The organism is Leisingera sp. JC11, from assembly GCF_040704725.1.
Classification (GTDB): Bacteria; Pseudomonadota; Alphaproteobacteria; order Rhodobacterales; family Rhodobacteraceae; genus Leisingera.
The window spans coordinates 118,313-130,633 of the sequence record NZ_JBFCVS010000008.1 but is presented as its reverse complement, the minus strand read 5'-3'; the positions used below and the strand labels follow the sequence as shown (position 1 = coordinate 130,633).

Here is a 12,321-nt window from a genome sequence, read left to right as displayed (position 1 = left end):
ATGCATAAGATTGTTGCCCTTTGGGCCATCCCCCGCTCCACCTCCACCGCGTTTGAATGGATGATGCGGCAGCGCGGTGATCTGGATTGCCTGCACGAGCCTTTCGGTGAGGCCTGGTACCAGGGCGAGGATCCGCTCTGGCCGCGCTTCAGGGAGGGCGAAAAGACAACGCCCGGCCTGACCCTGGAAAGCGTCTGGGGCGGTATCCGGGAACGGGCCCAAAACGGGCCGGTCTTCATCAAGGACTTTCCGCATTACATCAATCACATGTGGAACCCGGAGTTCCTGTCGCATTTCACCCATGCCTTCCTGATCCGCGACCCCGCCAAGACAATCACATCGATGCACCACAAGTGGCCCGACTTTGACGAGCTGGAAGTGGGCTTTCCCGAACAGCGCGCACTGTTCGACTTGCTGACTGCGCTGAACGGCACGCCGCCGCCGGTTGTCGACAGCGACGACCTGCTTGAAAATCCTGCGGAGATGACTCGGGCCTTCTGCGATGCGGTCGGCATCCCCTTCATCGGGGAGGCGCTGAGCTGGGAGGCCGGCGGCGACCCATCGGCCCACAGCTGGTGGGACGGCGGATCCTTTCATGCGAACTTGGCCAAATCCACCGGGCTTACGCCTCAGCAGCGCAAATATGTCGATCTGCAGGACGTGCCGGAACGGGTCCGCCGGGTGCACCGCCGCATGAAACCGCATTATGATCACTTGCACGGGCACCGGATCCGGCCCGGGAACGCCCCCTCCTAAAACGGAAGGACCAGGGAATTGCCGTCACCAACCTCCGTGAAAGACGTTGTGGAAGCCGGGCTGTGCATCGGTTGCGGGCTGTGCGAGGCGCTGGCGCCTTTGCAATGGAAGATGGCCTACACGCCGCAAGGCCGCCTGCGCCCTTCCCGGATCGGCCCGGGGTCCGATGCCGCGATATTGCAGGCCTGCCCGGGGGCGGTTGCCCGCCCCAACGGCGAAGCTGCCCCGCTCGAGGATTCTGTCTGGGGCGGCTACCACCGGATGCAGGAGGCCTGGGCCGGCGAGCCGGATACCCGGTTCCGGGCTGCGACAGGCGGTGTCCTGACCGCGCTCGCCGCGCACCTGCTTCGGTCCGGCGAGGCACGCTTCATCCTGCATTGCGCGGCCGACCCGCAGGCACCGATGCGCTCCGTCTGGTGCCTCAGCGACACTCCCGGCCAGCTCTTGGAGCGCGCAGGATCACGCTACGGGCCGAGCGACACGCTGGCCGGGCTGCAAGCGGCGCTTGAGCGCGACGAACCTTTTGCGGTTATTGCAAAACCCTGCGATGCCGGCGCGTTGCGCGAACTTTCTAAATCCGATCAGCGGCTGGCCCGGAACCTCGTGGCCGTTCTGGTCATGGTCTGCGGCGGCGCATCGGACCTGGGCAAGTCGCAAGCCGTGCTCGACGAATACGGCCTGTCCGAGGCAGACGTCGCACTGTTCCGCTACCGGGGCCACGGCAATCCCGGGCCGACACGGATCGAAACGCGCGACGGCCGCGCCTTCCAGAAAACTTATGGTGAGATGTGGGCTGACGAAGGCGGCTGGCGTATCCAGACCCGCTGCAAGCTCTGCCCCGATGCCTTGGGGGAAGCCGCGGATGTAGCAGCCGCGGACATATGGCCGGATGCCAGCCCCGATGGCGACGACGAGGGCTTCAACGGGGTAATCACACGGACAGCAGCCGGCGAGCAGCTCTTCCGCGCCGCGTGCGAAGCCGGGAGCCTGACCGCCGGCGCAGGCATCACACCCCGCCAGTTCGACTCCTTTCAACCGCATCAGGTCCGCAAGAAACACGCCTTGGCCGCGCGGCTCAGAGGCATGGCCGCGGCGGGCTCCCCGGTTTTTGAGCATGAAGGTCTAAGGCTGGAAGCGCTCGACACCAACGATGCGCAGGAGGAGTCAGGAACCCTGCAGCGTGTCCGCGACGGGAGGTTCCGTGAAGAACTCCCGTAATCGCGGCGTATTGCGCGCACCGGGGCTGCCGCCCGACGCGTAGAAAATCCGCCGCTGCCCTGCCGGTTAGGCGAAAGGACAAGGTGACAGGGTACAGAATCCGCTGAACTCCTCCAGGAGAGCCTCGCCGTCCGGTTCACTGTAAGCATCCACCAGACAGGCAGGACTGCCAGGCAAGGCGCCCGCGGCATGGCGCTGGATATGATCACTCGAGCCGTCCGATCCAATCGAGGAAGTACGTTGTTCCAGCCTTCCGGGCACCCGCTCGGGTCATGGAGCAGTAATACCCGCGATTGGTTTTGCATTCATGCTCGCATGCAAGCGCAAGCGTTCCGTTCGCCAGGAACTCATCCAGTATGTGGCGCCAGCCAATGCCGACACCCAGACCGTTCTGGATGGCCCGCAAGTAGACCATGTAGCTGAGGTAACTGTCATGGGCGGGCGGTTTGGGGATGACAACCTCCGTTTCCTGAAAGAAACGGTTCCAATCATTGCTATGGTCTGAACTGTTCAAATGCAGCAGCTTTTGCCGACCCAGTGATGGCAGGTCCATCGGTGCTCCATCACGCAAAAGACCGGGATGGCAGACGGCAACCATCGTTTCCTTGAAAATCAGCTGGCTCTCTGCCCCGGCCAGGCCGTCTTCGCCGAACAGGATGACAGCATCGCATTTCCTGGGGTCGAAATCCGCGTTCTGATCCCTAGTGATGACCTGCAGCTTGATATCGGGAAAGGTCGCCTGAAACCCGGCCAGGCGGGGTAGCAGGTAGAGGCTGGTAAACCCGATGCTGGCGCTGACGATGATGGTTTCATCGCCGCTCCGGGCGCGCAGCGTCTCAAGCCCCTCGCGGATTGCGTCAAAGCCTGAGGCGACCGCCCCGGCCAGAATTCTCCCTTCCTCTGTCAGTGTCAGCCTCGGTTTGCTTCGGAGGAAAAGGGTCACGCCCAAATCCGCCTCCAGCGCCGCGATGTGCCGGCTGACCGCGGGCTGCTGCACGTTCAGCTCTTGTGCGGCGCGCGAGAAGCTCAGGCAGCGCGCCGCCGCCTCGAAGGCGTTGATCTGATGGAGAGGGATCCGGCGCGACACCATCATTCCTTTGACGAACTATATGCATTCACCATTTCCGCCTTTTTCCACGTTTTCAACTGCGCAATGCTGAATTGAACCTTGAAGAAGGAATGATCCGTGCGGAAACAGGTTCTGGCCCTGGGCGGCGATGGGATTGGCCCTGAAATCCTGGAACAGGGCCTGCGGGTTGCCCGCCATCTGGCCGCGCGCTCCGGCATCGACCTGTCGGTGGAGCATGGCCTGCTGCACGGGGCCTCATGGGAGGCTTACGGAACCTTCTGCACCCACGATGTGCTTGCCCGGGCGCGGGCTTCGGACGCAGTCCTGATCGGCGCCGTTGGCGGCCCGCAGTGGGACGGTATCCAGGTGCCGGGCGGGGCTGAGTGCCAGGACGGGCTGATGTATCTGCGCCACCATTTGCAGACTTATCTGGGCCTGCGGCCTGCCCGCGCCTGGGGGCCGCTTCTGAACCGCACGCCCTTCCGAAAGGGTTTGGCGGACAGGGCCGATGTGCTGATCCTGCGCGAGATGTGCGGCGGGGCGATGTTCGCAACTGAGCGCGGGCGGCGCGACGTGAACGGACTGCGGCAGGGCTTTGACCTGACAGCCTATGACGAGGCCGAGGTTGCCCGTTTCGCCCACGGCGGCTTCCAGCTGGCGCGCAAGCGGCGCGGACGGCTGGTCAGCTGCGACAAGTCCAACGTGATGGAAAGCTACAAGCTCTGGCGCGAGGTTGTCACCGAAGTGGCCCGCCACTACCCGGATGTGGCGTTCGAGAACATGTTCGCGGACAACTGCGCCTATCAGCTGATGATGCGCCCGCATGATTTCGACGTGGTGATCGGCTGCAACCAGCTGGGCGATGTCCTCAGCGATCTGACCGCGGTTTACGCCGGATCCCTGGGCATGCTGCCCTCGGCCTGCCTGTCAGCCAATCCGGACGGCGAGCCGGTCTTCGGACTCTATGAAAGCACCGCCGGATCCGCCCCTGACATCGCGGGGCAGGGCATTGCCAATCCTATTGGCACCATCCTGTCCATCGGCATGATGTTCACCTACAGCCTCGGGCTACCTGCGGCCGGAAAGCAGGTCGAAGAGGCGGTCGGTGAGGTTCTGCAGTCCGGGGTCATGACGCCCGATCTGGGCGGGGCAGCCACAAGTGCTGCAATGACCGATGCGATCCTCGAAAGGCTAGCGGGGTGAGCGCGTTTGATTACGTCATCGCCGGCGGCGGGTCCGCTGGTTGTGCGCTGGCGGCGCGGCTGGCCGAAGACCCCGGTGTTTCGGTCTGCCTCGTTGAGGCCGGCGGTAAGGGGCGCGGCCTGTTCATCCGGATGCCCGCGGGAAACGGGTTTGTCTTTGGCAATCCGAGGCTCGACTGGGGCTACACTTCAGTCCCGCAGCCGGGACTGAACGCGCGCCGGGTCTATTTCCCGCGCGGCAAGGCCTTGGGCGGGTCCTCCATAGTCAATGGCATGATCTATATGCGCGGGGTCGCGGCGGACTACGACACCTGGCAGCAGATGGGGCTCGACGGGTGGTCTTATGCGGATGTGCTGCCGTATTTCCGCCGGTCCGAAGGCGCACGCGGCCGGCGCGACGCCTGGCACGGGGCGGACGGGCCCCTGAAAACCGAGCCGGCGCGGAATTTCGGGGAGATGGAGCAGGCATTCCTCGACGCCGCCGTGGCTGCGGGGCACCAAAGGATCGACGATTTCAACGGGCCGCTCCGCACCGGCGTCGCGCGCAATGACAGCACCGTGTCAAAGGGCGTGCGGCAATCCTCGGCGATTGCCTATCTGAAGAACCCCCCGCGCAATCTGACGATCCGCACCCACACCCAGGTCGCACGGGTCGTGATCGAGAAGGGCAGGGCGGCGGGGGTGCAAACGTTGAGCGGAGAGATGATCCGTGCCGCGCGCGAAGTGGTCCTGTGCCAGGGGGCTGTCGGCACGCCGCAGCTGCTGATGCTGTCGGGGATCGGACCCGCGGATCATCTGGCCGGGCATGGGATTAATGTGGTGGCCGATCTGCCGTCTGTGGGCGCCCATCTGTCGGATCATCCTGATGTGCCGCTGCAATACGGCTCGGACCGGCTGGATCTGAGCCACGCCAGATACCAGCGGCTGGACCATGCGGCCAGGCTGATGGGTCATTGGCTGTGGAATGGCGGCGGCCCCGGGGGCGGGGCGTTCTTTTCCACGGTGCTGTTTCATGCCTTTGGCGACCCGGCCCTGCCTGAGCTGGAGGTCTTCATGACCCCCATGGTGGTCGAGGAAAACCTCGGAAACGGTGCCGGGGAGGGCGTGCCGGTGCTGCAACGGCTCGGCCGCAAACTGCTGGTGCGCGGGCGCAAGATGGCCCTGCCGGGGGTGCAGATTGACATCAACCTCGAAAGGCCTCGGTCCGAAGGCACGGTGCGGCTGGCCAGTGCGGACCCAAGGGCCCATCCGGTGATCGACCCGAATTACTTTGCCGACCCCCACGATATTGACGTTTTGAAACGCGGGGTTGCGGTGATGCGGGAGGTTATGGCCCAAAACCCGATTGTACGGCTTGTCACCGGCGAGACCGGCGTGTGGAAAGACGCCCGGTCCGACGCCGAAGTCACCCAGGCCATTCGCGAAACCGCCTATACCGGCCATCACCTGGCCTGTACGGCCCGCATGGGCGACGTGCTGGACAGCCAGTTGCGCGTGCATGGGGTCGAGGCGCTGCGGGTTTGCGATGCGTCGGCCATGCCTATGCAAATCACTGGCAACCTTTATGCCACGGTGGTCATGATGGCGGAAAAAGCTGCCGACATGATCCTTGGCCGTGCGCCCTTGGCCCCCTGAATTCCCGATGGAGACCGCCAAATGACGATCCGAAACTTTCAGTACTTCGCCGGCAACGCGTGGCACGACCCCGCGGAGGGCGGCTATATCGACAGCGAAAACCCCGCGAACGGGCAGGTCTGGGCGCGCGTGCCCGATTGCCGGTCCGCAGATGTCGGCCGCGCGGTGGCTGCGGCGAAATCCGCCTTCTACGACGGCCCCTGGGGGCGGATGCAGCCAGCGGAGCGCGGGCGCTGCCTGCGGCGCATGGGCGATGCGGTCTCGAAACACGCCGAGCGGCTGGGATTGGTCGAGACCCAGGACAACGGCAAGCTGCCGTCGATGATCACGCCGGGGCTGCGTGAGGGGCAATGGCTGGTCGACAGCTTCCACTATTACGCGGGCATGTGTGACAAGTTCGAAGGCCGCGTGATCCCGGCCGAGGCCCCGGACATCCACAACTACGTCAAATGGGAACCCTTTGGCGTGGTGGCGCAGGTGCTGCCGTGGAACTCGCCGCTCGGGACCCTGTTCTGGAAACTGGCGCCCTGTCTTGCGGCCGGGAACACGGTGGTGATCAAGCCGTCGGAGCATTCAAGCTGTTCCACCCTGGACCTGATGGAGGTGCTGCTGGAAGCCGATCTGCCGCCGGGCGTGCTGAACGTGGTCACGGGCTATGGCCCAACCACCGCTGCGCCGATGATCGAACACCCGGATGTGCGCATGGTCAGTTTCACCGGCGGCACGGTCGGCGGGCGCGCGGCAGCGGTTGCCGCGGCCCGGCAGGTAAAACCGGTGGTGATGGAGCTTGGCGGAAAGTCCCCCCAGATCGTTCTGCCGGACGCCGATCTGGACCTTGCGGTGAACGGCGCCGCTGCGGGCATCTTCCCGCCGGGAGGTCAAAGCTGCATCTCCGGCTCGCGGCTTCTGGTGCATCGCGGCATCATCGGTGAATTCACGGAGCGGCTGGTTGAAGTCGTCAAGAAAGCCCGCGTGGGTGATCCGCTGGATCCTTCCACCCAGATCGGCCCGATGGCCAACCGCCCGCATTACGAAAATGTCCTGAAACGGATCGGGGCCGCAGAGAAAGCCGGCCACAGGCTGCTTCTGGATGGCCGCAGCGCCTGCCGGGACTCCGGATATTACATTGGCCCGACAATCTTTGCCGATGTCCCCAACAGTGCCGATCTGGCCCAGAACGAGGTTTTTGGACCGGTGGTCAGTACAGAGGCCTGGGACGACGAAGACCAGGTCATCCATACTGCCAATGACACGGTTTACGGCCTCGCCGCCGGCATCTGGACCCGCGATGTGGCAAAGGCGATGCGCATGGCCGACCGGATCGAGGCCGGCACGGTTTACATCAACAACTACTTCAACGCCGCCACCCAGTCCCCCGTCGGCGGCTGCAAGCAATCGGGCTACGGGCGCGAGAACGGCTGGGACGGCATGCGGTGCTTCCTCCACACGAAATCCGTCTGGCTGTCCACCAATCCCAGCCTGCCTGATCCCTTTGCCTGAATTCGCGAGGTTTGAATAATGGAACGCAAGCGCAATGCCGCCTGGAACCACCATCCCGATCTGCCGATCCCGGTCTCGCCGATCCTGAGCTGGCCGCCAAGGCCCCTGGCCTGGCTGAAGTGGCTTTCAACCTATTGGCTTGCGCTGAGTTCCGTCACGGTCGAGCTGTTTCTTGCCTGGGCCGTCTACCAGTGGTTTCAGCCCGGCTGGGAGGAAATGCAGAGCCTTGCGCCCGCGTGGATGGTGCAAATCTGGCTGCGTAATTTCCTGTTGCTGATGCTCGTCGCGGGCGGCCTCCACCTGTGGTTCATCACGCTCAAGGGCCAGGGAAAATATCTGAAATTCGACGGCCGCGATCAAGCGGCGGACAACGGCCATTTCACGTTCCGCAATCAGGTCCACGACAACATGTTCTGGTCGATCGCCTCCAGCCTGACCTGCTGGACACTGTATGAGATCGGCTATTTCTGGGCGGCTGCGAACGGGATGGTGCCGCAGATCACCCTGGCGTCCAATCCCGTCTGGTTCCTCGCCTGGCTGGTGATCATTCCGGTCTGGTCCAGCTTTCACTTCTACTGGGCGCACCGCCTGCTGCACTGGCCGCCGATGTACCGCCTGGCCCACTCGCTGCATCACCGGAACATCAATATCGGCCCTTGGGCCGGCATTTCGATGCACCCGGTCGAAGCCGTCCTGTATTTCTCAACGCTGCTCATTCACTTCATCGTGCCCTCGCACCCGGTCCACTTCCTGTTTCATTGCTACGTGAACGGCCTCAACCCGTGCGTGTCGCATTCAGGCTTTGAAAAAATCAGCGTGAAGAACAGGAACCGTTTCACCGCGGGTGACTTTTTCCACCAGTTGCACCACCGCTATTTCGAATGCAACTACGGCACCGCCGAGATGCCATGGGACGTGATTTTCGGCTCGTTCCACGATGGCAGTGAAGACGCTACCCGCATCACCCGTGAACGCAAGAAGCGCATGCACGCCCATGGTCAGGACAGGGCGCCCGCCGCGCGGGACAAGGTGTCATGACCCCGGTTTCCCGGCTGGCGGCCTTTGCGGTTTCGGCAGCGCCGGATGCCGGGCTGAAACAGGTGATTGCCCCGGCGGTCGCGGATTGCTTCGGCTGCATTCTGGCCGGAGCCGGCAGCAGCGCTGCCCGCCGGGCGACGCAGGCGCTGGCCGCATTCGGTCCGGGCCCGGTCCCTCTCTACGGCACCGGGGATACGCTCAGCGCGCCGATGGCCGCGCAACTCAACGCCGTCGCAGGCCATGCGTGGGACCTCGATGACTGGGAGGAACCGGGGAACACGCACCCAACGGTGATCCTGCTGCCAGCCCTGCTGGCGGCCAGCCATATCCGCAGGTCCGGCGGTGCGGATCTGTTTGCCGCCTATGCCGTCGGGGCCGAGATCATCATGCGCCTTGGCGAGGCCGTGTCCTTGGACCACTACGCGCGCGGCTTTCACTCCACGGCAACTCTTGGCGTCATTGGTGTTGCGGGCGCCGCAGCACGATTGCTGCGTTTGACAAAGGAACAGACAGCACATGCCCTCGCATTGGCGGTGTCCCAATCCGCCGGCTTCACGCTGCAGTTCGGCTCCAATGCCAAACCCCTTCAGGCGGGGTGGGCCGCACGGGGCGGGCTGGAGGCCGCGCTGCTTGCCGCGCAAGGCGTCACGGGTCAGCCGCATGTCCTGGACCACGCACGCGGCTTCGCGGGGCTCATGGCCGATTTTGATCCCCGGCGGTTCTCGCAGGCATTGGACAGGCTTGGCGCCCCCTGGGCCTTGGACGAATACGGGCTCGTCCTCAAACCCTGGCCGTCCTGCGGATATACACACCGGCTGATGACGGCGGCGCTGGAGTTGCGCCCCGCCCTTGCGGGGCGGCTTGCCGGGGTAACGTCGATCCGCGCCGGCATGCCCGATTTTCACGCGGCGATCCTACCTTTTGACCGCCCGCGCACGCGGACTGAAGCCCTGTTCTCTGTCCCTGCCTGCATTGCCCAAATGCTCGTGTCCGGGAACCTGACCCTTGACGACAGCGCCGGCGCATTCTGGGAACAGCCGGAGACTGCCCGGCTCATCAGCCTGACGGCGGTTGCGCCTGAGCCGGCCAAAAGGCCTGAAATGAATTATGATCCGCATCAGCCGGATCAGCTGACGATCAGCCTCGGCGGTGGAGAGGTGTTGCAATTCGCCTGCGGCTACCCGCTCGGGGCTGCGCAAAACCCCATGACCCCGGACCAGCTGGACGCGAAATACGCCGCTCTGACGGGGCATCCCGAAAACACCTTCACCAGCCTTCTCCAATGGCCGGATGCACCGGACATTGCCGCATTTTTCCGGAGGATTTCCGCATGACCCACCGCAAACGCTCAGGCGGCCGCGCCGCGCGCCGGCAAATCCGCGGCGACGGTGCCGGATCCGGCCCGACCCCGGCAATATGGCCCGGGATCGAAGGCGGCCGGTTCGCGCCCTTGTCCCGATCCGAAATCGGCATGATCGACCAGACAGCTATTCGCATCCTCGAAGAGATCGGTGTCAAAGGCGCCACGCAATCCTGCATCGGCACGGTTTGCGCCGCGGGCGGCACCTTGACCGAAGATGGCCGCCTGCTGATGCCTGAAACCCTGGTGCGCGAGGTTCTGAAAACCGCAGGCCGGGGGTTCAAACTGCATGGTCTGAAGCCGGAATTCGATATCGACCCGTCCGGCAGCCGCACCCATTTCGGCACATCCGGCGCGGCGGTGCATATCATCGACAGCGAAACCGGCAAGATCCGCGACAGCACCCTGCGCGATCTCTACGATATGGCGCGCCTCGCGGACCAGTTGCCCAATATCCACATGTTCCAGCGGACCGTTGTGGCCCGGGACATCACCGACCCGCGTGAGATGGATCTCAACACCGCCTATGCCTGCATGAAAGGCACCGCAAAGCCCACCGGCACCTCCTTCGGATCGGCCGGGGCGATGGAAGAGGCGGTGCAGATGATGGCAATGGTTACCGGCGGTCCGGATACCTTGCGTGCCCGCCCGCCGATGTGTGTTTCCACCTGTTTCATCGTCCCGCCGCTGACCTTCGCCGAAGAAGCGCTTAGCGTCATCGAATGCGCCGCCAGATACGGCATCCCGCTCAAACTGGTTTCGGCGGGCCAAGCGGGCGCGACCAGCCCCGCCCCGCTGGCAGGGGCCGTGGCGCAGCAGACCGCGGAGGTGCTCGCCGGTATCGTCTACGTCAACCTGCTGAACCCGGGACACCCCGCCACCTTCGGCGCCTTGCCCTTTGTCAGCGACCTGCGCACCGGGGCCATGTCCGGCGGCAGCGCCGAGCAGGGCTTGCTGATGGCGGCCTGCGCCCAGATAGCCCGGTTCTATGATATCCCCTGCGCCGTAAGCGCGGGGATGACCGACAGCAAACTTCCCGATTTCCAGGCCGGCTACGAAAAGGGTTACACCGAATTGCTGGCCTCGCTGGCCGGTGCGAACCTGATCTATGAGGCGGCCGGCATGTACGGCTCGCTCCTGGGGGCATCGCTGGAAAGTTTCGTTCTGGACAATGACCTGATCGGGTCGGTCATGCGCGCGACCCGGGGCTTCGAGGTGAGCGAAGACACGCTGTCCCTCGAAACCATACGGGATGTCTGCATTGGCGGGCCGGGGCATTTCCTAGGCCATGACCAGACGATCAACCGCATGGAAAGCGACTATTTCTACCCGGCAATGGCCGACCGGCGCACCCCCCAGGAATGGGCGGGGGCATCCGACAAGGACCTTCTTGAACACGCCCGGACGCGCACCAGGGAATTGCTGGCCCGGCCCGCGCCCGCGCACATCCCTTATGAGGTGGATCAAGCCATTCGCCGGCATTTCCCGATACACCGGCTTGGAGATGGTCTTGAACCGGTGCTGCAGCAAAGCTGACATTTGCCGCCGCTGCCGTATCGGGTGGTGTTCTCAATTCCGCATTTCTTAGGCTCGCCGCGGCCCGCGCTTCGGGGCCGCAGCCTCTATCCGGAAGCGGAACAGCTTGAAATCTTCATGGCACTGCGCAACCCGGCCACCTTTTTGCCGGCGCTGTTTGCAACAACCGCCTGCGGCACCAGGCACGAAGTGCTGCGCGGATGCGACCCGCCGTAGCTGCGCTGGTCCGGGCTGGAGCGCCTGCGCGCCTACCTGGGCGCCTGTCCGGATATGACAGAGGTCCCAATGTGCCGGCTCTGTGCGGCCCTTCTCGAAAACTCGCACCTGAGAATGCTCTCGAGGAGGGGCTGGGTTTCCCCGGCCGGACCGCGCAACTGGTTGAGAAATTGAGCGGGATCTATGAAGAAGATCTCTATGCCATCCAGCGGAGGCCCGGGGTGCCGCTCATTTCCCGGCAGCCCCGATTATCCCGGCAGAATGCAGGCCTGCTCCAGCCTATTGCACCGGCTGGCCGTTGCGGCCGAATGTCAGGTTTTCGGTCGTCAGGTCGTCATAGGTCACCTCGACCGCGATCTGCTGGATCGAGCCCAGCGGGTAGCTGCGGTAGGGCAGGCCGTCCTCTTCCTTGATCATGTTGGGAAAGCCTTCCTCCAGGTGGCAGTCCGGCAGCGGCCAGATTTCCGGCGCCGCGCCGTTCACCCCCAGCCTGACCTGCGCCAGCCCGCAGCGCCAGGACCACAGGTGGGTCACGTAAAGCAGGTCCTGGCCGTCGAACTCGCGCACATGGATCCAGTTGGCCTGGGTTGCGGCCAGGATCGGCTTGACCTCCAGCGCGGTGGTGAAGCGGCCGGTGGCCTCCTGCGGTTCCGCTGCCAGGGCGGTTTGCTCCGCTGCCGGAGCGGGCGCTGCAGCCGCAGTTTCCTGAGTGCGGCCCTCCGTCCCAGGCTGTGCGGAAGCGGCAATAATGGCCAGGATCACATCAAACATCATCTCTCTCCACTCACGGG

11 protein-coding genes are annotated in these 12,321 nt (G+C 64.3%); 9 read left to right on the top strand and 2 right to left on the bottom strand.

Annotation, left to right across the window (positions count from 1 at the left end):
* Together AB1A62_RS11155 and AB1A62_RS11150 are read left to right on the top strand one after the other, a co-directional pair.
* Window positions 1-756, top strand: coding sequence for a sulfotransferase family protein (locus AB1A62_RS11155; protein ID WP_366661560.1), 756 nt, complete (start codon window positions 1-3; stop codon window positions 754-756).
* Between the two features lie 36 nt (window positions 757-792).
* Entirely contained in the window at window positions 793-1,974 is a 1,182-nt protein-coding gene (locus AB1A62_RS11150) for a Coenzyme F420 hydrogenase/dehydrogenase, beta subunit C-terminal domain (RefSeq protein ID WP_366661559.1), read from the top strand.
* A 205-nt stretch (window positions 1,975-2,179) separates the two neighbouring features.
* Here the strand turns inward: AB1A62_RS11150 and AB1A62_RS11145 are convergent, their stop codons facing one another.
* Window positions 2,180-3,067, bottom strand: a complete 888-nt coding sequence (locus tag AB1A62_RS11145; RefSeq protein WP_366661558.1) for a LysR family transcriptional regulator — start codon at window positions 3,065-3,067, stop codon at window positions 2,180-2,182.
* A 93-nt stretch (window positions 3,068-3,160) separates the two neighbouring features.
* Here AB1A62_RS11145 and leuB point away from each other — a divergent pair, with 93 nt between their 5' ends.
* The 7 genes from leuB to AB1A62_RS11110 are packed head-to-tail and all read left to right on the top strand — an operon-like array spanning window position 3,161 to window position 11,530.
* Entirely contained in the window at window positions 3,161-4,246 is a 1,086-nt protein-coding gene (leuB, locus tag AB1A62_RS11140; RefSeq protein WP_366661557.1) for a 3-isopropylmalate dehydrogenase, read from the top strand.
* A complete protein-coding gene (locus AB1A62_RS11135) occupies window positions 4,243-5,880 on the top strand; it encodes a GMC family oxidoreductase N-terminal domain-containing protein (RefSeq protein ID WP_366661556.1) in 1,638 nt (545 codons plus the stop codon). The genes leuB and AB1A62_RS11135 overlap by 4 nt, the downstream gene beginning before the upstream one ends.
* 21 nt (window positions 5,881-5,901) lie before the next feature.
* On the top strand, window positions 5,902-7,380 hold the full coding sequence (locus tag AB1A62_RS11130; protein ID WP_366661555.1) for an aldehyde dehydrogenase: 1,479 nt from the start codon (window positions 5,902-5,904) through the stop codon (window positions 7,378-7,380).
* Between the two features lie 18 nt (window positions 7,381-7,398).
* Window positions 7,399-8,418 (top strand): sterol desaturase family protein, encoded by a 1,020-nt coding sequence (locus AB1A62_RS11125; RefSeq protein ID WP_366661554.1) that lies wholly within the window; start codon window positions 7,399-7,401, stop codon window positions 8,416-8,418.
* Window positions 8,415-9,752: an MmgE/PrpD family protein gene (locus AB1A62_RS11120; RefSeq protein ID WP_366661553.1), complete on the top strand. Its 1,338-nt coding sequence runs from the start codon at window positions 8,415-8,417 to the stop codon at window positions 9,750-9,752. Before AB1A62_RS11125 ends, AB1A62_RS11120 begins: the two co-directional genes overlap by 4 nt.
* Window positions 9,749-11,314, top strand: coding sequence for a trimethylamine methyltransferase family protein (locus tag AB1A62_RS11115; protein WP_366661552.1), 1,566 nt, complete (start codon window positions 9,749-9,751; stop codon window positions 11,312-11,314). The genes AB1A62_RS11120 and AB1A62_RS11115 overlap by 4 nt, the downstream gene beginning before the upstream one ends.
* Before the next feature lie 3 nt (window positions 11,315-11,317).
* Complete coding sequence (locus AB1A62_RS11110) at window positions 11,318-11,530, top strand: hypothetical protein (RefSeq protein WP_366661551.1); 213 nt, start codon at window positions 11,318-11,320, stop codon at window positions 11,528-11,530.
* A 279-nt stretch (window positions 11,531-11,809) separates the two neighbouring features.
* Here AB1A62_RS11110 and AB1A62_RS11105 read toward each other — a convergent pair whose 3' ends face one another.
* Window positions 11,810-12,301 carry a hypothetical protein gene (locus tag AB1A62_RS11105; protein ID WP_366661550.1) on the bottom strand — a complete coding sequence of 164 codons (492 nt, stop codon included), beginning with the start codon at window positions 12,299-12,301 and terminating at the stop codon, window positions 11,810-11,812.
* Window positions 12,302-12,321: the final 20 nt, after the last annotated feature.